General features: G+C 54.9%; 14 protein-coding genes. 9 read left to right on the forward strand and 5 right to left on the reverse strand.

From position 1 onward, the window contains the following. The coding region (locus BN348_RS04350) for a discoidin domain-containing protein (RefSeq protein ID WP_040196484.1) at positions 1-1,398 on the forward strand (1,398 nt) is incomplete at its 5' end. A 274-nt stretch (positions 1,399-1,672) separates the two neighbouring features. Next, complete coding sequence (locus BN348_RS04355; RefSeq protein WP_040196485.1) at positions 1,673-2,410, forward strand: N-acetylmuramoyl-L-alanine amidase; 738 nt, start codon at positions 1,673-1,675, stop codon at positions 2,408-2,410. Positions 2,411-2,697: 287 nt separating this feature from the next. Here the strand turns inward: BN348_RS04355 and BN348_RS04360 are convergent, their stop codons facing one another. Beyond that, positions 2,698-3,219: a hypothetical protein gene (locus BN348_RS04360; protein ID WP_040196486.1), complete on the reverse strand. Its 522-nt coding sequence runs from the start codon at positions 3,217-3,219 to the stop codon at positions 2,698-2,700. A 196-nt stretch (positions 3,220-3,415) separates the two neighbouring features. Continuing rightward, on the reverse strand, positions 3,416-3,952 hold the full coding sequence (locus BN348_RS04365) for a GNAT family N-acetyltransferase (protein ID WP_040196488.1): 537 nt from the start codon (positions 3,950-3,952) through the stop codon (positions 3,416-3,418). A gap of 944 nt (positions 3,953-4,896) precedes the next feature. Between BN348_RS04365 and BN348_RS04370 the strand changes: the two genes are divergently transcribed. The 3 genes from BN348_RS04370 (at position 4,897) to BN348_RS04380 (ending at position 8,215) form a co-directional block, all read left to right on the forward strand. Beyond that, positions 4,897-5,337: a phage holin family protein gene (locus BN348_RS04370; protein ID WP_242844305.1), complete on the forward strand. Its 441-nt coding sequence runs from the start codon at positions 4,897-4,899 to the stop codon at positions 5,335-5,337. Between the two features lie 18 nt (positions 5,338-5,355). Next, positions 5,356-6,363, forward strand: coding sequence for an N-acetylmuramoyl-L-alanine amidase (locus BN348_RS14210; RefSeq protein WP_052446704.1), 1,008 nt, complete (start codon positions 5,356-5,358; stop codon positions 6,361-6,363). Between the two features lie 754 nt (positions 6,364-7,117). Then, a complete protein-coding gene (locus tag BN348_RS04380; RefSeq protein ID WP_082020785.1) occupies positions 7,118-8,215 on the forward strand; it encodes an HD domain-containing phosphohydrolase in 1,098 nt (365 codons plus the stop codon). Positions 8,216-8,548: 333 nt separating this feature from the next. On the opposite strand, the gene BN348_RS04385 is transcribed toward BN348_RS04380, so the two are convergent. After that, positions 8,549-13,432 carry a SpaA isopeptide-forming pilin-related protein gene (locus BN348_RS04385; protein WP_040196489.1) on the reverse strand — a complete coding sequence of 1,628 codons (4,884 nt, stop codon included), beginning with the start codon at positions 13,430-13,432 and terminating at the stop codon, positions 8,549-8,551. Positions 13,433-14,123: 691 nt separating this feature from the next. Here BN348_RS04385 and BN348_RS04390 point away from each other — a divergent pair. Beyond that, complete coding sequence (locus BN348_RS04390; RefSeq protein WP_242844306.1) at positions 14,124-15,149, forward strand: D-alanyl-D-alanine carboxypeptidase family protein; 1,026 nt, start codon at positions 14,124-14,126, stop codon at positions 15,147-15,149. 396 nt (positions 15,150-15,545) lie between these two features. Here the strand turns inward: BN348_RS04390 and BN348_RS12995 are convergent, their stop codons facing one another. Continuing rightward, positions 15,546-18,998 (reverse strand): S8 family serine peptidase, encoded by a 3,453-nt coding sequence (locus BN348_RS12995; RefSeq protein ID WP_052446707.1) that lies wholly within the window; start codon positions 18,996-18,998, stop codon positions 15,546-15,548. Between the two features lie 577 nt (positions 18,999-19,575). Between BN348_RS12995 and BN348_RS04400 the strand changes: the two genes are divergently transcribed. Beyond that, a complete protein-coding gene (locus tag BN348_RS04400; RefSeq protein ID WP_040196490.1) occupies positions 19,576-20,352 on the forward strand; it encodes a protein-ADP-ribose hydrolase in 777 nt (258 codons plus the stop codon). A 373-nt stretch (positions 20,353-20,725) separates the two neighbouring features. Here BN348_RS04400 and BN348_RS04410 read toward each other — a convergent pair whose 3' ends face one another. Then, positions 20,726-21,355 carry a superoxide dismutase gene (locus tag BN348_RS04410; protein WP_040196493.1) on the reverse strand — a complete coding sequence of 210 codons (630 nt, stop codon included), beginning with the start codon at positions 21,353-21,355 and terminating at the stop codon, positions 20,726-20,728. A 146-nt stretch (positions 21,356-21,501) separates the two neighbouring features. On the opposite strand from BN348_RS04410, the gene BN348_RS04415 reads away from it, so the two are divergent. After that, on the forward strand, positions 21,502-21,981 hold the full coding sequence (locus BN348_RS04415; protein WP_040196494.1) for a TspO/MBR family protein: 480 nt from the start codon (positions 21,502-21,504) through the stop codon (positions 21,979-21,981). Then, on the forward strand, positions 21,978-22,184 hold the full coding sequence (locus BN348_RS04420; RefSeq protein WP_156136408.1) for a hypothetical protein: 207 nt from the start codon (positions 21,978-21,980) through the stop codon (positions 22,182-22,184). Before BN348_RS04415 ends, BN348_RS04420 begins: the two co-directional genes overlap by 4 nt. The last annotated feature ends 430 nt before the right edge of the window (positions 22,185-22,614 follow it).

Raw genomic sequence — 22,614 nt, forward strand, 5'->3', positions numbered from 1 at the left:
GAGGTAAACTTCAACACGCTGGCATCCTATACCCCGAACGCCGACTATATCCGCGGCTACCGCGTCTATGTCTCGAACGACCCGTCGGTCTGGAACAATCCGGCCGCCGCGGGCTGGGGTTCGGCGGTCGCCTCCGGAAACGGCAGACAGGGCATGACCACGATGAGCATGGGCCCGCAGAACGCGAGATACATCAAGATCGAGCAGACCGGAACGGCATCCGGCAACTGGTGGTGCGTGCATGAGTTCGACCTGTTCAACCATGAGATGGTGGACGGCGAAGCGCCGACCGTACCGGAATTCCTGTATACGCAGGGCTACAACTCCCAGATCCTGGTGAACTGGGACGCCTCTCATGACGACATCGGCGTAGCGGGCTACAACGTTTACCGTGACGGCGTGAAGATCGGCACCTCCGACATCAACGCCTACACCGACGGAACCGCGGTCAACGGCAGAACCTACACCTATACGGCCGAAGCGTTCGACAAGAGCGGCAAGGTTTCTGAGATGAGCGAACCGGTCGCCGGAAGGACCGACCCGACTCTCTCCAAGCTTCCGCGCGACAACTGGACCGCAAGCGCTTTCCAGATGCCGCCGAGCGCATCGGGACTCAGCGATGCCCCGGCCGCAACGCTGGACGGAAACATGAACAGCCGCTGGACCTCCAATCAGGGCCAGTCCGGCGACGGAACCGAATGGTATCAAATCGACTTCGGCGCAAGGATCGCATTTAACAAGATCGACGTCTACTGTGGGAACGCAGGCGACTACATGCGCGGCTACAAGGTGGTCGTGTCCAACGACGGCATAGACTGGTCCGAACCGGTGGCAACCGGCAGCGGCGTGCCGTCTCCGGCTTCGACGGTCATCAGCATCCCGGAAAAACAGATCGCCCGCTATGTGCGGATCATCCAGACCGGAAGCGCGCCGGGCAACTGGTGGAGTATCGGCGAGACAAATGTCTATATGGAAACCCCGGTTCTGACCTCGAACACGCCGGACCTGGTCATCGAGGATGGCGTGATCAGCGGAAGCACCGAGGAGATGACGTTGAACGGTCTCCAATCCATGCTTGCGGATCTTGGCAGTGCCACGCTGCGCGCGTTGGATGCACAGGGCAGCGAGCTTCCGGAGGGCGACTATCTCGGAACGGACTGCACCGTGCAGCTTCTGCAGGGTGGCAGCGTTGTAGAGGAAGCGAAAATGCTTGTCATGGGCGACGTCAACTCGGACGGCAGGGTCGGCGTCATCGACCTGCTCCAGATCAAATCGATGATTCTGGGCAGAGACACGGCTGCATCTGAGCTGGTTGCCAAGGCGGCGGATTACGAAAAGGACGGCAAGGTCAACATCTTCGATCTGGTTCAGATCAAGCTGCATATTTTGCACGGCTAGAAATTAGCGGAATAATAAATGCGCCGTGAAGCGTTCGCTTCACGGCGCATTTCAGCTTGTGCGTTCAAGTGATCCGGCGGTTGAGAAAAAGCACAGGGTTCGGTGGGAAGGGGGAACGGAAGACAGCGGCAGCAAAACTGATATTTCATCTGAAATGAAGAAAATTTGACCGCAGAGGGCACACCTTTTTGTCCACGCGGATGCACCTGCATACACTTTCGGAATCGAATGCATATAATGAAAATAAAAACCCGAAACCGAAAGGATTTTTTTTATGCCAACAATCTACTTAAGCCCCTCCACACAGGAGTGGAATCAGTATGTCACCGGCAATTCAGAGGAGTATTACATGAACCTGATCGCCGATGCCATGATCCCGTATCTGCGTTCAAACGGCATACAGTATGTGCGCAATACGCCGCAGATGACGGCTGCTTCCTCGATCCAGGCGTCCAATGCGGGCAATTATGACCTGCATCTGGCGCTTCATTCCAACGCGGCGCCGGAATCGCTGTCCGGCAGGATTCGCGGTACCGACGTTTACTACAATCCGAGCAACTGGCGCAGCCGCCGCGCGGCGGAGATCATCGCAGATAACCTGCGAACCATCTATCCGCTGCCGGACCGTGTGCAGGCGCGGCCGACCGACTATCTTGGAGAGGTCATCCGGACGCGGGCGCCCGGTGTGCTGATCGAGTTTGCTTACCACGACAACGTCGATGACGCAAACTGGATTATAAACAACATCCAGCCGATTGCTGAAAACGTTGTGATGTCGCTGACGGAATATTTTGATATCCCGTTCATCCAGCCGCAGGCCCCGCAGATCGGCGTTGTGAATGTTCGGGGAGCCAACCTGAATGTCCGAAGCCGCCCGAATACCGGCGCGCCGATTGTCGGCCGTCTCGCGAACGGCCAGACGGTGACGGTCTGGGGAGAATGGAACGGATGGTATGTGATCGACAGCGACGGCCTGGTTGGCTATGTCGCAGGACAGTACATCGACCTGTAAAGGCTGATAATCTCTGCCATATCCTGCAGCAACGCAAAAAACGGTATCGTCCGGCCGGACGATACCGTTTTTTTCTATGAAATTTTTTGTTTGGTATTGCAGTCTGACTCGAAATAAATCTCAATATTCAGGTAAAATGTACAGGACAAACCGTATCACTTGCTTGTATCTTTCAAAAGGATAAGGGACACTTCTTTTTTGAAATGTCCCTTATTTAACGAGATATAATTAAAAATCGCACGTAGAGTGGGAAAGAAAAGATTTGAAAAAGCATGAGGCAGTAAAATTTATTCAGCGTCGGCCAGCTCGATGCCGTAGGTCAGCGTACCGGTATAACTGCCCGGGACGACATTAAAAGCCATGACCGGCTGGATATGATAGCTTTGCGTACCGTCTGCGGTGAAGGAAACGATCTCCTTGCCGTTCATCTGATCCTTATCACCTGTGGTCTCAAGCGTCTCGCCGGCCGGTGTGATGACCTGGTAACGGACAGTTTTACGGGTATCGGGATCAACCAGAACCATCTGGTTGCGGTAGTAATCGGTTCCTGCAATGGTGACGGAGATTTTCTGGCCGTTCAGATCGCTGACATCGGATGCGGAAACCGAGACGTCAGTCCCGTTCTTATCCATGGAGATGGAGGAAGGAATCGTGACGGTGTAGGTCGGATCGTTGACAATGCTGCAGTTGATGGTGCTGCCGATGTTTTCCGTGCTGTCCTGGTCATAGCTTGTATCTGCGGCCAGGCAGGTCATGGCGCCGCCCGTTACCAGTGCCAGGGATAATAAAGAAGCGATAACTTTTTTCATGAGAATCCTCCTAAATCTATCGTTTTCATCGATTGCTTGCACTCCCTTGGTGCTGTATCCAGTATAACAGTTCTAACGTAAAGGTGACAGGCTGGCTTGGTAAAACGACAGAAGGAGGTCTGTAAAGGTTTGGTAAAAAGAGTTTTGCTTGTGAGAAACAATGCCGGCATACAGGGCCGGAGAACCGCTGTAAAGGTCAGTCGTGTAAAGAATTGTTTTGGCATCGGTACAGGATATGGGAGACAGGCTTACCTCTGCAGGTACGAACGAAGCGTTTCACAGCGGACATGCCAAGCCTTTCGGCAATCCTGATAGAAGATGGGTTGTCCGGTCGGATTTGCGCGGTGAGAAAAGGGATGTGCAGCATATGAAAAGCATAGTTTTTACAAGCCGCGGCACACTCAAACGCAAAACCCTGATGCCAAAAAGCTTTGTGAAAGATATATCCAATGCCAATATACTCCTGGCCGTCCGCATCTTCCTTGAAAATGCCGGAAACGCCAATGATCCTGCCCGTGTCTTTTAAAACCACCGCCCAGTAGCTGTAACCATCTCTGCTGTAGCGCAGCCTGTTTTCCTTTATCCAATCATAGATTTCCTCATCAGTAAAAGCGTGTTCCCAAGCATACATGACTTCGATGTTTCCCAGGATGGCGGCAATTTCATCAAAATCATCCTGGCAAATATTCCTCAAATATGTTCTTGGCGTTTCTAAAATACGATTCTGATTCATAATAAACCTCCAATATTTTGATAAGTGAAAAGACTGTTTGAAGCAGGGTCAGCTTCATATAGCCTGTTTTTTCTGCGGATTGCAGAAAGGATGCTCACATTTTACGGGCAGCTGATTCAACGGCAGTTTGGCGCTGTTTCCCTCACGCTTTCTGGGGAATCATACACTGACAGGATGGGTTCACAAAAGGCTGTTCTTTGAACGATAAGCCCAACAGTCCGCCGCAGGTGTGTGGAAACACACTTCTTTTGCATGTAAAACTATTTTATGGAAGTTAAAGTGCGGCACCCTTTTGCTGATTATGTCCATTATCCCATATCCGTCGCAGGATGACAACTTTTTTGCACTGTCTTTGTCAAAAGCACAGTAATTTTTATAGGAAGAGAATCGTATATTCAAATCGGAATGCATCCATTGCTGACAAGAATGCGTGAATGGTAACGCATCTCATATACGGGCTGAGCGCGCTGCCGATATGACAGAGGAAACGGTGACATGAAAGCTTTCATAAATGATATCTTTTCCGGCAGCATCGGGATGGGCTGCCAGCGTATGAATGGCATATAAAAAAACAGCCCGCCGGGGCACCACTGACCCGAGCGAGCGGATATAATTTAATCAAGAACATTGTTATTCTACATGGAAATTTAAAAATAGTCAATATCTATAAGTAAAAGAAAAAAGATAATGAAATTGTTCTTTTGCAGGTCCATAGATACAGGTTGGCAGAGATCATGACAATCCATCGCCTGCAGTCTGACAGGAATCCGCAAATGGGTTACTGAGGGGACATGGTCATCTGTTAGAATAAGGCCATCGGTTGATTCTGTGAAAATCTGAACGGATAGGTGTGGATGGATTTCCATGAATATCCGCAAGGGAGGTGCGCAATTTCGGTATGTATCGAAGCTGCTAAAACAATCATGAAAGAGGATGAGAAGTATATGGATACAGCGGGAATAAAAACAGCCATTCTGACAGCTCTGGGAATCCTCGGTGGCTTCCTGTCAAATCTTTTCGGCGGATGGAGCGCGTCGCTCACCACGCTGCTCATCGTGATGGGGATGGATTATCTGTCCGGGCTGATTGTGGCGGGTATCTTTCACCGGTCGGATAAAACCGCAGACGGGACACTGAAATCGGGAGCCGGGTGGAAGGGGCTCTGCCGCAAAGGAATGATGCTTCTGGTCGTGTTGGTTGGCGCCAGGCTTGACCTGATCATGGGAACCAGCATTGTCCGGGACGGAGTCATCATCGCCTTTGTTGCAAATGAATGTATCAGTATCATTGAGAACGCCGGTTTGATGGGAATTCCCATTCCGGCCGTGATCGCCAAAGCCATATCGGTGCTGAACGGAGGTGACCGGCCGGGAGATGCGGATTGACGGAAAGGAGAAATTTTAATGAAGATTGTGCAGAAACCCACCTCCAATAAATTCAATGGACGGGATGGATGGAACCCCGATATGATTGTCTGTCATATCACCGAGGGCAGCTATGCGGGCGCGGTCAGCTGGATGTGCAATCCGGTCTCTCAGGTATCGGCCCATTACTGCATATCGAGAAAAGGCGAGGTCACGCAGCTGGTTCCGCTGACCGACGCTGCGTGGTGCAACGGCACATCTGCCGACGCCTCATCGGGCGTTTACTATGGCAAGTCCACACTGAAAACTGTGCGGGACCGCAGAACCAATGCAAATTACTATACCGTTGGCATTGAACATGAGGGCATATACAGCCAGACTTATGGCGCACTGACCGACGCGCAGCTTACAGCAGCGGCAGAGCTGATCGCATACATTCGCAGTGAGGTAAAGCGCATCTATGGCACAGATATCCCTGCGGACCGCAGCCATATTGTGGGGCATTCCGAGATCGCCCCGGTGGCAAAACCGCACTGTCCGGGTTCTGGATATCCATTTCATGAAATCATCAGCAGGGTGAAGGGGGAAAAAACAGACGAAACATCGTCCGGACAGCCTTATCGTGTACAGACAGGGGCGTTTTCCAATCAGGAGAATGCCGGACGGCTGGAGGAGAAGCTCCAGAAAAAGGGCTACAGCACCTATACCGTGGTATCTGACGGGCTGTACAAGGTGCAGGTTGGCGCGTACACGGAGAAGAAGAATGCTGAAGCGATGGCAGAAAAACTCAAAACAGACGGGTTTGACGTCTATATCACACCGGGGAAAGAGCGTGCCGGAAACGCCGACACAGCGGAAAAGGCGATTCAGGTTGGCAGCCGGGTAAAAGTGAAACCGGGAGCAGGGACCTATGAAGGGGACGGTCTGGCAGGCTTTGTCTATGAAAACACTTACGACGTACTTGAAATATCGCAGGACCGTGTTGTGATCGGTGTGGGTACCGCGGTGACCGCAGCGGTACGGATAACCAATTTGTATTTGGCATGACAATCAAGACACATCTGCCGGACGCATCGGCTGTCCGGCAGGTGTGTTTTTGGAAAGCATCCACATTCTATCGTTGTTTGGCGTTTCACGCAGGATACAGGTATATCCGATTTTAACAGATATCCGGCTTGACTGGAGGCGCCGAGTGAAACCGCCGCTTTCGCCATCCGCCAATGCGCACAGCTTCCCGCCAATTTTATGGTCAGCACCGTTAACTGCATGCTGATAAAAATATAACATGTACAGCATATGTCTGGCAGGTTGGCACCAAAAACCTGCCGGCTGTAAAAATTCGTTTGCAGATCCGGTTGCATAGGGCATGAAGTTCAAAAGATACGGTTGCTTTCTTCCTGAAAAAATGTTATCATGGATAAAAGTCTTCTACATGAGACAGGGACTGCCGGACAGAGATATGAGGTCGCTTCATATTCTAAACGTCCGGCTTAAAAGTGGTATGAATTTTCCAGATGCTTTGAGCGTTGTAGCGGCTTCCCAATCGGCGGGATGCCGCTGTTTTTAAATCTGTCTTTGGGCGGTGCGGAAAAGTATGGAACGGCGTCAGAAAGGCTGCGCCTGTTTGGTTTTTGGAATGCCGCGCCATCTTTCATCTTCCTGGCTGTCGATGAAAAACGGCACCATGTTCAGGGATGCTTGATCATGCCGGAACATAGGCAAGTGACAGTGAAAAGCCTCTCAGAGATCATCACGGTCCCGCGGAAGATGAAAGATCAGACAAAAACAGGAGGAATCCGATGTGAATAGAAGGGATACAGTTTTATTGGTGGATGATGTGGCCATGAACCGCGCCATTCTCCGCATGCTGTTTGAACGGGAATACCGGCTGCTGGAAGCGGAAAACGGGGAACAGGCGCTGGAATTGATCCAGCGGCAGCATGACCGCATTGCGGTGGTGCTGCTGGATCTGGTCATGCCCGTCAAGGATGGGTATCAAGTGCTGGAGACGCTTGGCACCGAGCATTACCTGACAGAATGTCCGGTCATAGTGATCACGGCCGAGGACACTGCGGAGAATGAGGTGAAGGCCTTTGACCTCGGCGCATCGGACATCATCATGAAACCGTTTGAACCCCACGTCGTCAAACGCCGGGTTCAGAATGTCGTGGAGCTCAATCTCCACAGGCTGCATCAGCAGGAGCTGATTGACGAGCAGGCGGCGAAGCTGCGGGAGTCCAACACCGTGATGGTGGATGCGCTCTCTTCGATCATCGAGTACCGCAGCTTGGAAACAGGACAGCACATCCAGCGTATCCGCCTGTTTACCAAGGTGCTTTTGGAGGATATCGCAGAGCGCAACCCGTCTCTGGGCTATGACAAACGCCTGATTGAGATTATATCCAGCGCTTCCTCCATGCATGATATCGGAAAGATTGCCATACCGGATTCGATCCTCAACAAGCCGGGACCGCTCACCCGTGAAGAATTTGAAATTATGAAGACCCATGCCAGCAGGGGTTGCGAGATGCTGGCGACGCTGAACCGTGTCGGTGACCGGGAATATCTGGAGTATGCCTATCGCATCTGCCGGCATCATCATGAACGATGGGACGGCTGCGGTTACCCGGATGGGCTCAGGGGGGATGAGATTCCTCTGTGCGCACAGATTGTCGGTATCGCGGACTGCTATGACGCGCTGACCGTGGACAGGGTGTATCGGGAAGCGCTTCCAGAAGAGAAGGCCTTCTCGATGATTATGAACGGCGAGTGCGGTGCGTTTTCCCCGCAGATGCTGGAAAGCTTTCTGCATGTACGAAGCGCCTTTTGGCAGCTTTCCAGGGAGTACACGGATCATGAGAGTCCGGATGCAGCCTGTGATGCAGATAAAATTGGCTGACCGGTTTCTCTATGAAAAGGCTGCGTCGGGGACGTACCATTCATGGATGCGGCATTGGAAGCTGGAGCGCAGAGGCGGTTTAAAGAACAGACTCCAATCATCCGCCGGTAATAGAACAGAATATTGACAAATATCAGCCAGGCCTGAAACCGGCGGGGATATCCCGTGCGGTTTCAGGCCTGTTTTGGTACTGCCGTTTATGAGAGACACTTCGGCCGGGAGCTGTTCCACAGCGCAGAACCGGTCTTTTTAAACAGGATTTGATCCGGTCCGCCTAAAAGATGCTTCACAGGCGGATGTTCCGCGTGAAAAAGAAGCGTTGCCGCTTTCGGATCAGCTGTCCGACTGCGGCGGCCAGTAGAAGGCTTCGTTCCAGACTCTGCCTGCCTGCAGCGTGCTGATGTTGCGCGCGTAGTAGAAGGTGTGCGTCATATCCGAGGTCATGGAATCTACTGTGAATTCGGGCGCGGAGACCACATGATATCCGGCGAGGGCCGGCGCGTAGACCGTAAAGCTGGAGAAGGCCGGAACAAGATAGCGGTTCTGTCCGAGGATGTTGCCGAATTCATCCTCATAGTAAACAGTCAGGACGTAATACCGCAGGGTATTGGTGATGATGGTGCCCTCAACGGTCTTCTCATAACCGGGATAGGAACTCACCTCGTCGACCGTATAGTCATACGGCACGCCGTTTTCATCATATATCGGCAGGTCGGTGAATTCGAAGTCGGTCTGCGTGCGCGGATCCAACAAAATCGACGCATATTCCACACCGTTCTGATACAGGACGATCCGCACCTGCGACGGACGGTGATCCGGATTCCGATCCACCCAGCGCTTCTGTCCAGTGATGGTCAGGGTCTCCGGGTAGTCGACGACGATGAACGGATCCTGCTCGATGCCGTTAAAGTACACGTGTCCCAGCTCGTCGACATAGACCTCATATTCTGTCGGATCGGGACGGTATCCGGCCGGCGGCACCGACTCGACCAGCCTGTAGAAGCCGGGGGGGACATCCTCAAACTGAACCAGCCCGTCGGGACCGGTCCACTGAACCTGTATAATCTGTCCGTTCTCCAACAGCTGGAACTGAGCATCGGGCAGCGGCTGGCCGTTTTGATCGACCTTCAGCACACGGAACGAGGGATATCGGAAGTTGCGCGCTTCAAAGATCTCGGACGGCTGGCCGTTGATCAGCACCTGCCCGCCCTCCAGAACCTCGACGTCATACCGGTAGGTTTCCGCCAGATATCCCGGCGGCGCGATGATTTCATCCATCTGGTAGTAGCCGGGGAGGACGTCGTCAAACCGCACAAATCCGCCTCCATCGGAGACTGCCGTGTAGATGGACGGTCCTATGAGTTCAAACCAGGCGTCGGGCAGACCGATTCCGGTATCCCGGTCGATCTTCCTGAAGTAGAAGGAATAGCCCAGGCGTTCATTCAGCAGCGAAAGAACCGCCGGCGTGCCTGCTGTTACCGTGACCGGCCAGATGGTGGGATCGGGACGGTATCCGGGAGGCGGCTGGATTTCGGTGACAGTGTATTCGCCCGGTTCCAGATCGGGAAGTTCGATGAGACCGTCGATATTGGTTGTATATTCCCCGACGACCGTTCCATCCTGCCGGCGCACCTGATAGACGGCGCCTTCCAGCGGTCTCAGGTTATCCCGGTCATATTTGCGGATCGAAAGGGCGAAGAGCGGCTTGTTCTGCACAGAAAAGCGGTCCGGCGCGGCCGAATCGATGGTGATGTCCCCGTAGATATCGACCACAACCTGATAGATCTGCCCGTTCTCTGCAAAGCCGTCCGGTGCCCGGGTCTCGCGCAGCGTGTAGGTTCCCGGAGCAAGACCGGCGCCGAAGTCCACCACGCCGTTTGCGTCCGAGACGGCCTGGCGGACAGCCGTGGTGCCGTCATACAGTGTGAATTCGGCGGAAGCGAGCGGCTGGCCCGCGCCATTCAGCTTGACAAACCGCAGCACGTCATTGACCGGACGGTTCTCCAGATTTACCGCGGCGACAGGAACGCCGTTTTCCGCAATGCTTCCGTCGTCAAGAACCGTGACGTTGGTCACCGGGGTGACCGGCATATAGCCGGCCGGCACAGAGACCTCCCGAAGCTGGTAGTCCCCCGGGCGAAGGCCGGTGAAGACCATCCTGCCGTCCTGATCGGCCGTTTGGGTCGCGATGGGGACCCCGCCGAGGGTCAGCTCGTAGACCGCGCCTGGAAGCGGCGCTCCCAGAGCATATTTGAAGGCGGTCAGCGTCGCCGACACAAGGTTTTCTGCCCGGTACTGCGACGAAGGGATGCCGTCGATCGTGACGCTGCCGTCGGTTCCGATCAGCACGGTCCGGTCGGCGGTGTCGGCGGAGAAGCCTTCCGGCGGCTGTGTCTCGCGCAGTGTGTAGGCTCCGGCCGGAAGGCTGCCGAAATCGACGAAGCCGTTCGCGTCGGAAAAGGCGGATGCGATTTCGCTGCCGTTCTGGTACAATGCGAAGCGCGCGCCGGCAAGCGTCGCGCCGCTGTCCGCGTTGATTTTCAGGAAGGAGAGCGCATACAGAGAAGGCGTGTTGGTTACCTGCAGGATATCGGCCGCTGTGCCGTCGATCGTGATGCTGCCGTCCGGGCCGACTGTGACGGTGTACACCGTGGGATTCGGATCGAATCCGGGCGGCGGCGCGGTTTCCATGAGCGTATAGACGCCCGGCTCGAGCTGATCAAAGAGCGCGTTGCCGTCGACGCCGGTTTCAAGGACCTGTACCGGCGTCCCGCCGCGGTACAGTGTGAACTGAGCGCCCGCAGTCGGGACACCGGCGGGATCGGTTTTGTGCACGGTGAAGGAAGGCAGTATACGGTTGCCGATCACAAAATCCTCGGCGGCCAGACCGTCAATGGTCACGTTGCCAAGCTCGTCGACATACACGTTGTGGATGTCGGTATGCGGCAGATATCCGGGAGCCGGCGACGTTTCGGTCAGGGTATAGAAGCCGGGAAACAGTCCGCCGAAGCGGACGTAGCCGAAGGTATCCGAGACGGCCTGGTAGGCGCCGCTGTCTGAACGCAGTTCAAACTGCGCGCCGGTCACCGGGGTTCCGGTTACGAAGTCCCGCTTGGAGAACGCTGCGTCAAAGAGGGTCGGAAAATTGGTCACGGTCAGCATATCAGTTAAGCTTCCATCCACATAGATGCTGCCGTCCTCACCCACCGTGAGCGTGTAAACCGTGCCGTTCGGCTGATAGCCGGGCGGCGGGGACAGCTCGGTCAGGGTGTAGGCGCCGGGCGCGAGAGACGGGAACCGGGCGTAGCCGGATGTATCCGAGACGGCCTGATAGACGCCGCTGCCTGAACGCAGCTCGAACCGCGCGCCGGCAAGCGGAAGGCCGTTTTCGTTCACCTTGTAGACCGCGAAATCCGGATACGGCGTGTTGCCCGCTACGAAGGTTTCCGCCGCGGCGCCGTCGATGGTGACGCGGCCGTCCGCGGACACTTCGACGGTGTGAACAACGGAGTAGGGAAGGAATCCAGGCGCGGCGGCCGTTTCCCGCAGCGTGTAGCTGCCGGGCGCCACGCGTCCGAGATCAATCCGGCCGGCACTGTCGGATGTTCCGGACGCGATCAGCATGGAGCCCTGCGAAAGTTCGAACTGCGCGCCCGCGACCGGTGTGCGGTCTTCGGTGCTGCGCTTGGTGAACGAGACTTCATACTGTGAGAGCAGGTTTTGCGCCGTGAAATCCGCGGCCGGGGTGCCGCCGATGGTGACAGATCCATCCGCCGACACAACGACCTCGTAAGTCGTCGGGTCCGGATCATAACCGCTGGGCGGGGTCAGCTCGCGCAGCAGGTAGCTTCCGGGAGCGACAGCGCCGAAATCCACGGCGCCTTCATTGTCGGAAACAGCCGTGCCGATCGGGCCCGCCGTTGTGAACAGTTCAAACACCGCACCGGCCAATGGATTGCCGGAGAGCGCGTCGCGCTTGATGAACCGCACATCGTACAGGATGCGCCGGTCGGATACCCGCAGTGTGGAGGTGATCTGTCCGTCGATTTCAATGACGCCATCCTCGCGTACCGTGATGCGGCGGACCGTCGGATCCGGTTCGAACCCATTCGGGGGAGAAATTTCTGTGAGGGTGTAGACGCCGGGGGAGAGGGACGCAAAGGTCAGCGTACCGCTGTCATCAGTTGCAAGCTCCGTGGAGCCGGAAGGGCCGGACAGCCGGTATCGCGCACCGGACAGCGGCCGGCCCTCCCCGTCGTCCTTGTTCAGGGTGAGGTCGGGAAGCGGGGTATTGTCCAAAACGTACTGCTCTGCCGGAATGCCGTCGATGGTGACCGAACCGTCCGGCGCAACCACGGCCGTCAGCTCCCGGGAAAGAGGCAGATAGCCCGCCGGTGCGCTGAGTTCCCGGATGCGATAGGTTCCAGCCACAATCGGGCCGAAGTTCACGATGCCGTTTTCATCGGATACGGCGGAGGCATACGCCGTGCTGCCTGCGACCAGCTCAAACCGCACGCCGGACAGCGGAAGGCCGGTCGCGGCGTCCCGCTTTTGGAAGAGTACCTCGGCGGTCCGCGGCGTGTTGCCGATGGCGACTTCGTCGAACACAAACCCATCGACCGTGACGGTGCCGTCCTCGGCGACCTCAACCAGATGGCTTGATGCGACCGGAAGGAAGCCCGAGGGCGGCTGGGTTTCCACCAGCGTATAGCGGCCTGGGGAAAGCGGGCCGATCGAGAAACGGCCGTCCTCTGAGGATACGGCGGTTGCAACGACGCCGGAAGCGTTCCGCAGCTCAAATACGGCGCCCGACAGGCGCCGGCCGTCAACGGTGCTGAATTTGACGCCGCGCAGCGTGCCGCCGGGACTCGTTGGGGTGTTCGGTATCGAAAATCTGCAGACGGGCCTTCCATCGACAAACAGGCATCCGCAGCAGTCCACGGTCACGGTGAACACCGTCTCGATGCCTGTATATCCGGGCGGCGGCGCTGTCTCAGTCAGCTGATAGGTACCGGGACGCAGCGCCGGAAAGCGCACAACGCCGCATGGGTCTGAGGTTGCGGACCATCTATATGCATTGCCCTGCAGTTCGAATACAGCGCCGGCTATTCCACAGCGGGTTTCGGCGTCGATCTTGCAGAAACAAAACGGCGGAGAGCACACCGGCTGGCAGGCGGCGCAGGGTTCATAAGAAGCGCATATTTCATTGGTATGCACAGCTTTTCATCTCCTTTGGAAAAACATGGAATACAAATAGGAAAGTATCCCATTCCATTCTATGGGACATGAAAATTTCTGTGACGGAATCAGCCGGATATGCAGGCGGGAGCGGGCATCGGGTGGAAAAAGACCGCCGCGGACAACAGAAAATGGATGCGCTTAGAATGTTAGCAGCAGGCTGACGATAGGAGCAGACAGACCCCTTCGGATATCTGAAAAAAGATGCCTATGGAATGCCAGTATGCAGGTTGATAGGCAGGAGACGGCTGTGGACTTCGGTAAACGATATCTTTAAAATATGGATATGCAGGTTGTTGGATAAGGGAGACAGACTGCAGCAGGTATCAGGAAGCAGCCGCCGTTTTTCCCGGGAAAAACCATTGACCAAATACCATCCGTTGTGGTATCCTTAATGATAGCTTTAAGTTGATGCGATGTGGGTCAAGCGGATTTGATTTCTGCGTGCACATCAGGCAAGGATTCTATCTGCCATGTGTGAAAAGATGAATGCGACGCACAGATCGTAAGCACTTGTGAAGGAATACCCTGCAGACGGGGAACCGGCGGATAGGCCGGAATGAGCGAATTTGACAGGCATGAATGATTGTCTTGCCGGGCTTGCGCCAAGAAAGCGGCACAGAACGGGATAGCAAAGCAGAGGAAGAAGACTAAAAACGGGGGAATCGGGTTGAGAAAAAGGGGAAACAGGATTCGAAGGAAAACGGTGCGCCGAACCGTCATATCGGCGGCATTGGGATGCACGGCCATATTGGGGGCGGTTCTGGCGTTCAGTATGGGGCTGCATATGGGATCTCCCGAGCAGGAAACGGCTGTAGAGCCGGCGCTCCTGACGGCAGGGCCGCGTCAACTGACCGTGCATGTGCCGGAAAAGAAGGAACGGCCGGTGCCGTCCTTCAGCTTTCCCACCATCTACAGCCCGGCAGCTATTCTGGTACGGGAAGAGGACGGGGCTGTTTTAGCTCATAAAAATGCGGACCAGGCTGTCTATCCGGCGTCGCTGACCAAGGTGATGACCTGCATCCTGGCGATTGAGAAGCTGGGGGACCTGGACCAGACGGTCACACTGCCGGAATCGATGTTTTACAGGCTGTACGATGAAAATGCCTCCATGGCGGGCTTCCAGCCCAATGAAACCGTGAAGGCCATAGATCTGCTGTACGGCGTGCTGCTGCCGTCCGGTGCGGAATGCTGCATTGGTCTGGCAGAAAAGATAGCCGGTTCAGAGAGCGCCTTTGCCGATATGATGAACCAGAAGGCCGCCGAGCTTGGCATGGACAAGACACATTTTGTAAACACAACAGGACTGCATGATGAGAAGCATGTTTCCTCCGTGCGGGACCTTGCCGTCCTGCTGCAGTATGCGATGCAGAACGAAACCTTCCGGGAGATCTTCACGAGCAGCCAGTACCTTTCCGGGACGACCGACCAGCATCCGGAGGGCCTGATGATCTGGAGCAATGTGTTTGGATATGTGGGTTATCCCGCGGAGGTGACCGGAGGGGAACTGCTTGGCGGAAAGACCGGGTACACCAGCGAGGCTGGACTGTGTCTCGCGAGCGCCGCAAAGGTGCAGGGGGAGGATTATCTTCTCGTAACGGTTGGCGCACAGGGTTCCACCTGGCCGTATCCGCCGCATATTCTGGATGCGCTGACGGTGTATAACGCCCTGGGCAAAGAGCTTGGAAAGTCATAAGCTGATTGATGATCATTTTAAAGGGCACATTCCGGCCGGAATGTGCCCTTTTTGCTGTACAAAAGGCTGAAAGGGGCGGTAACGTGTCCTGACCGACTGCTGCGGACCGGCCGAATGGTTGTCTGAATCACATAGGGTCCTCAATCCCAGACCACATTGAAATCATAGCTGACGGCATGGACAGCCATGATAAAAGTTCTTTTTGTTTATCAGCCGACTGATGTCAGTATGCGGCTCTGAGAGGATAGATGCTTCAAGAGAACATCTGCCGGCAATCGTGAACGATATCCTGGAAAAGCCCCGGTGTCATTTGGCATCGGGGCTTTTGATGCGCACGGTTTACGCTAAGGGATGAAACACATCTGCAGACCACTGCGTGGCTATCATGTCGAACATTTAATGGCCTGTCCTGCGTTTACGGGCGGCGAATATGGTTATGACGGAGCCGCCGGCAAGCAGTACGCCGAGCAGAAGCAGGCCGGTTTGCAGCGGGTCGCCGGTAAAGGGGGAATCGCCGCTGGAGGAACTGCCCGGGCTCTGATCCGGGCCATCCGTGCTGTCGGAACCGGATGGGCCGCCTTCCTGTACCTTTACAAATTTCGCGGTCAGTGAACGATCCGCGACAGCGCGGAAGGCATACTGCGCGTCACTGGAAACAATGCTGCCGTCCTCTTCCCAGCCTTCAAAGCGGTAGCCCTCATCGGCCGATGCGCGCAGGGTGACCAGATCGCCGTTGAAATAACTGCCGGTTCCGTCGACGCTTCCGCTGTCATGGAGTACCTCAATGCTTCGCAGGTTGCTTGTGACCGGCATCATCATCAATGCCGGTTCGCCGTCTTCATTTAAGCCGACCATATAATAGGTGTCGTCCATCACCGCCGAGGAGAGGGCCGGGACATCTTCACCCGGCGCGTAGTCCATGGCGGACCATTCGTTTCGCATCGGGTCAAAGCCGTAGCAGTTGCTGTAACCGTCCAGACGGCCGCCGGCATAGATCAGCTTGTCGCCGCTGGCGGCAAAGCCGTCTTCCATCATGCCCCAGACGTCGATGGTCAGCTGCGGCTTGGTCGAGGCCATCGCGGTCCAGGAGGTTCCGTCGAAGGCATATGCCTGCAATGCCTGTCCGCTGTTTTCCTGTGTGTCGTCTGTGGCATACGGGACGACTGCGATCAGCTTGTCGCCGACCTGTCTGGCGGATACCTTCAGATTGAAGCGCTGGTCAGACTGTTTTTCAATGGTGGGCATCCGTTCAACCAGGCCGGTCCGCGGGTCATAGCAGGTGACGCCGGAGCCCCAGGTTTCGGAATCATCCGAAAGCTTAGCCCAATCCCCGAAGAAGTAGATTTTGCCGTTGTATGCAGCCGCCGAGAACGCATCGATATGCTGTTGGGTATCGGCAAAGCCCCGGTCCTCCCAGACGCCGGAATCGATGTCGTACCGTTTGAACTGGCAGGTGGTGTCCGCGCTGCTGTGCGAGATCATCCAGATGCCGCCGTCCATGTATAAAAAGCTGTTGACGGCGGAGGCCACGCCGGGTCCGGTCAATGCCTTCCATCCGTCATCGGTCTGCGCAAAGAAGCATTCTCCCAGGCTGCCGATATAGAACAGCTGCCTGCCGTCGGAAACCAGCTTGCCGCCCATGACGGTTTCGCCGGGAAGCGTCGCGCCGGTCAAAAACGGCTTCGGCGCGTTCGGGATGGAGAGCTTAGCTGAGAAGCTGCGTCCGTTTCGGCTGACGGTGAAATCGAGATAATCGCCGCGTGTAAACGCCGACGCGTCGAATCGGATGGTTTCGTCGTCCTGTGAAATGGGTGTGACCGGTTTGCCGTCCACATACAGCGCCGCGCCGGTGAGAAAGTGGCCTGAAACGGCAGCCACGTCGCCGGACGCGCTGACCGATTCAATGACCGGGTTCGGGTTGCTAAGCGCAGTGCCGAGGTCCAGGCGTCCGCCGCTTGCAACCTTGCCCGCGTCGGCTTCGTTCAGTGGGAGCGTACCGCCGAGCATGCGCGCGCGCAGCTTGGATGGGCTTTCATCCGGGTATTTTGAGGCGACCAGGCCCAGTGCCCCGGCGGCATACGGCGTGGCCATCGAGGTGCCGCTCATGAAGCCGTATTTGCCGGTTGCGGCGCCGATGCCGAATTCGTCAAACGAGATGTCGGTACGCTCTACATCCGGGAAGGAAAGAATGACATCTATGGAGATGGTTTCCTGATCGTTCGATGGAGCAACCGCGGCCATCGGTGTGTTCCACGCGTTTGGAAAGGAGCCGGTTCTGATGGAAAGCAGTTCCTCCTGTCCGGTCTGATGCAGGATTACACGGTTCTTTATATTGAACTTGTCCGCGCTTTCAGAGATGGTCATCAGGCCGGTGTAAAGCTGTTCCTCCATGGCGTCGGTGTTGTAAAGCGGGTTTTTGCAGGTGATGGTGAATTTGATCTGGCTGTTGGATTCCATCCGTTCGGGGACGGCCAGCGTCAGGCGTTTGCCCTTGTAGCCGCCGCCGGTCAGCCGGAACCATTCGTCTTCGGTGCAGTGTACAGGCGCCCAGTCGGCTTCTTCCCCCTCGTCCGCCGGACCGGCAGACATCAGACCGCCGATGGTCAGGCTGTCCGCTTCGGATGCCCCCCGCACCGTCCAGCTTTCCGTCTGCGGATTGTAGGAGAGGTTTTCGAACGAGTTGTACACGCGGTTTTTATCGAGGCCATAGGTGTTTGAAAGGGTCGGCAGATAGTATTCCATCGCGATGGTGGACAGCACCGATGTTCCCGGCGCCGCCACATCGGTGGAGTAATGGCCGTAGCAGCTGAACGGCGCAATGCCGTTGTCCGGATGACCTGCCGCAACCGCAATGATGTATGGGCTGTCGAAGGCGGCCGGATAGGAGCCCATAAAATCGTTGTCACTGGTTTCGTTGCCGGCTGCGATCACCGAAAGGACGCCGGCCCGTCCGACTTGGTTGATGGCATAGAGCTCCAGCTGGGAGGCGCCCGATCCGCCATACGAGTTGCTGGTTGCCACAATCGGGACGCCGGCGCGCTTGGCCTGATAAACATAGGAAAAAGCGCCCAGAATGCCGATGAGGCTCATTGAGCCCGCCGTATTCTGAATTTTGAGCGCCATGATCTTGGTATTGGGGGAGACGCCCGCAACGCCCTCGCTGTTATTGATCTGTGCCGCGATGGCGCCGGCGCAGTGGGTGCCGTGCGAATTTGCGTATTCGGTTTCCACGAGATCCGGCATGGGATCCTCGTCAAAGTCACCGTAGTCGAACCCGTATTCTCCCGGCAGGCCGATGTCACCCGGATTGTGCCACATCACGCTGGCAAGGTCCGGATGGTTGTAATCGACGCCGGTATCGATTACCGCAATGACGTTCCCCGTATCGCTGCCGGTATCGGTACTCCAGCCGGTTTCGGCATCCATGCCGGTATTGCCGTCCAGCCCCCACAGGTCGCCGTAGAAGGTGTCGTTTGTCTCCATAGCAGTGGGTTCATAGAGATAGTTGGGTTCCGCGATCCTGACGCCGTCGCGCTGTTCCAGCTCGGCAATAAGTTCACCGGTGGTCATGCCGTCCTTTGTGACCAGCGCAACCTTTTCCGTCGGCGCAACGCTGCGCATCATCGGCGTCTCGGTAAAAGAAAACTCCTGCTCGATGTTCATGCCCGCAAGCGGACCGGAGCTGCGCAGAAAAGGACTGCTTTCGTACAGAACCAGAGCCTGTCCCTCCACATAATGGCCGGAAGGCTCTGTGACTTCAGGCTGCGAGGCAATGGAGGCCGGTATGAGAGAGGATATAACACCCAGTGAAAGCAGTGCTGAGAGCCAGCGTTTACATGTTGTTTTCATGCTCTTTCTCCTTCTATATCTTTGTTGATGAATCCAAAAGTCCTATATCCTATTATAGCACAATCATTTAACGCATCATTTGCCGTTCAGCACGATCTTTTGCCTTTTATCCCGCATGTAAAGTCTGATGTACTATCAGTCCTGATTGGATCAATTCTGCGGGATGAACGCAGGGGAAAACAACGCGGGATATTGTCGATTGGTAAAAAAGCTTTATTTGCGTCCAGGACAGCCGCATGGACACAATAGAATGAGCAGCTATGAAAAGCGTCCGATTCTGCGGAATACGGAATGGCCGGTAAACAGGCACATGTAAAAACAGCCAAAGCCGGATGAATTGAAAAAATAACGGTATTTTACAACAAATATGGAAGCTTTACATCATGTTTCTACATTATTTGCACATAAAGCGCGTTACAATAGAAAGAAAAACAGGCTTTTTTGCGAATCACACAGCCTTCGATCTCTGTGATTCCATGACAATACCATGGTTGCGGAAACGAGCCATAATGACAGGCAGCATCCAACCGATGATGCCGATTATTCATAAAGTTCCGTGAAAGGCAGGCGAAAGGATATGACACAGTCTCAGCGGCTGCAATGGCTGCTTGAATATCTGCTGAAAGAGAATATACAATACCGGAACACCACGATTCCGAAGAATGAAGAACGGCGTTTCAGGATGTTCCGTTCCCTTGTGAATATCCGGCCGCCGATTCCTGTGCCGCAGCCGTTTCTGGAGATTCAGGATGCTTTTCTGAAAGAGGAAATACGCAGAAAAGGGATTACCGATGTGCGCAGCATTCAGCCAATCCGGGACGGCATGTGCATATGGCACGGAGATATCACAGCGCTGCGCTCGGCAATCATTGTAAACGCCGCGAACGAACAGCTCCTTGGATGCTTTTCCCCATGTCACAGCTGTGTGGACAATGCAATCCACACCTATGCCGGCGTGCAGCTGCGCCGCATCTGCCATCAGCTGATACGGCGGCAGGGCGGGCCGGAACCGGCGGGAAAAGCCAAGATTACAAGCGCCTACAACCTGCCCAGCCGGTTTGTGATGCATACGGTTGGCCCGATTGTTGATGGGACGCTCACCGAACAGGATTGCGAAACCCTGACAAGCTGTTATCGGTCCTGTTTGTCTTTGGCCGACAAAACCCGCTGTAAATCCATTACCTTCTGCTGCATTTCGACCGGTGAGTATCATTTTCCGGCTCGAAGAGCGGCTGAAATAGCGATCAAGACGGTTTCAGAATATCAAGCCGCTCATCCGGACCCCAAACGGAAGATTGTTTTCAACGTGTTTAAACAGCGGGATGAAGCAATTTATCGGGAACTGCTTGGATGAATCTGCCCGGTTTCATATGTATTTTTTCATCATGTAATAGCTGATGCGAAGGATATCGGCCCGCTGATTTTGAAGATGCACAGATGTTTGGTCCAGCGTTTCCAAATAGGATAAACAGGAGAAATGCTTTGAGGTATCGGAATGGATGGCATCGTGCAGTGCCTGAAGAAAACCGAAAGGATACAAAGCGGAGTACGGTTTATTTGAATAAAGGTATGTCATGGATAGAATTATAAAATGCCTGTTGGCTGTCCTTTGCATCAAAGGCGCCAACAGGCATTTTTACGGGATATTTTTATGAGTGATAAACAGTGAAATATTCTGGACAGCAGAAGCTGGATCTTGGGCAGCGCTGCCCGAGATGGCACCGGGACTATGAATGACAGCGGCTGTAATACTGATCTGCCTGCGCCCAGTTGGCAACGCGGAACCAGTTTTCCGCATAATCGGCCCGGCGGTTTTGATAAAGCAGATAGTATGCGTGTTCCCAGACATCCATTGGTATGATCGGACAGAGCCCCTGCTCCAGCGGCGTATCCTGGTTGGCGGTGGAAATGATGCGCAGCTTTCCGTTTTCATCGGATACAAGCCAGGCCCAGCCCGAGCCGAACCGGCCCAGTGCGGCGTCCTTGAGCTGTGTTTTCATCGCGTCATAGGAGCCGAAATCCCGGTCGATGGCTTCGGCCAGCCTGCCGGTCGGTTTCTGATCCTTGTTGGGACTGAGCGTCTCAAAATACAGATAGTGATTATAGACGCCGCCCGCATTGTTGTGAACGGCTGTGCGGATATTTTCGGGAAGCTTGCATCCGTGCTCGATCAGTTCTTCCAGTGTCCAGCTGTGGTAGCGGGGATAATCCTTAAGTGCCTTATTCAGATTGTCCACATAGGTTTGAAAGTGCTTGTCGTGATGAATCATCACGGTTTTTTCGTCGATGTAGGGTTCCAGCGCGTCATAACTGTATGGAAGCGGCGGGAGTTTAAACGGGTAACGGTCATTGAACAATGGTTTCGCATCCTTTCCTTGACGGCCGTGGTTGGCCGTTGTTTCCTTTCTAGTATATGCAGGATATGCAGAAATTTTCGGAATAGAATGAAAAAAGGCAGGTTTGCATATACTAATGGTAACAAATTGAAGGGGAGCGATTCGATATGTCAAAAAGCGTCGTGTTCCGTTTAGGCCCGCTGGCAGTCAGCATTGTCATTCCACTGGCGTTGGGTGCCCTGTCGGGATTTATCACATCCGGCAGCATGCAGCAGTTTGAACAGCTGCTGAAGCCGCCGCTCTCACCGCCGGGTATCGCCTTTCCGATTGTCTGGACGATCCTCTATGTCCTGATGGGAATCGCGTCCTATCTGATCTGGCAGAGCGCAGACCGTGACCGCGGGAAGGCGCTTGTTCTGTACGGCATCCAGCTGGTGGTCAATGTTTTGTGGCCGATCCTGTTCTTCACCCTGCAGATGCGGCTGCTGTCCTTCTTCTGGCTGCTGCTCTTGATTGTGCTGATCATCTGGACGATGGCGCGCTTCTCGAAGATCAACAAAACGGCGGCGTGGCTGCTGGTTCCCTATCTGCTGTGGACCCTGTTTGCGGGATATCTGAACCTGGGCGTCTACCTGCTGAACCGGTGAGTACGCGTTACAGGATGTGCGCGTTCTGCTCGCATGCCGGATGTGTGCTGCACTACCATCGGATTGGCGGCGGCAGGCGGATGCGCGAGCCCATTCTCCACTGTGAAAAATATGGCTGCGCGGTGCGCGCGACCGAGCAGAGGCCGTGCTTTGTGCCGGAACAGCAGGGGGCGGCAGATAAAAAGGCATCGGATAAAGAGTAGCTTTGTAAAAACATTGATATCTCAGAGGGAAATAAACGCTCTGCCCATCGGCACGGATTTATAAACGGGTTCGCGCGCAGATGGTTTCTCCGCGCGCGGTATCCCGGAAGGACTGTTCTGAGCGATGCCGAAAAAACAGTTTCCGACCGGTAAATACCAGTGCCTGTAAAAACGATTCTCCTCCCTTTAAATAAGATGAAACCGCGGATTTCTGACTGCCAGGAATCCGCGGTTTCATTATTTGTTCTTGTCGGAGATGTTCCCGGTCCTGCAAAAAAACGATTGTACAGGGCACAGCTCATCTGGGATGGATCATTCATTGCATATGATGCGGCTCTTCGGATAAAATGAAGCAGCAGTTGTACAAAATACAGCGCTTCCCATGAAATAACGGAGCCACGTAAAATGTTAAAGGGATTTTATGGTTTCA

Source organism: Candidatus Soleaferrea massiliensis AP7 (assembly GCF_000820765.1).
GTDB classification, from domain to species: Bacteria; Bacillota; Clostridia; order Oscillospirales; family Ruminococcaceae; genus Soleaferrea; species Soleaferrea massiliensis.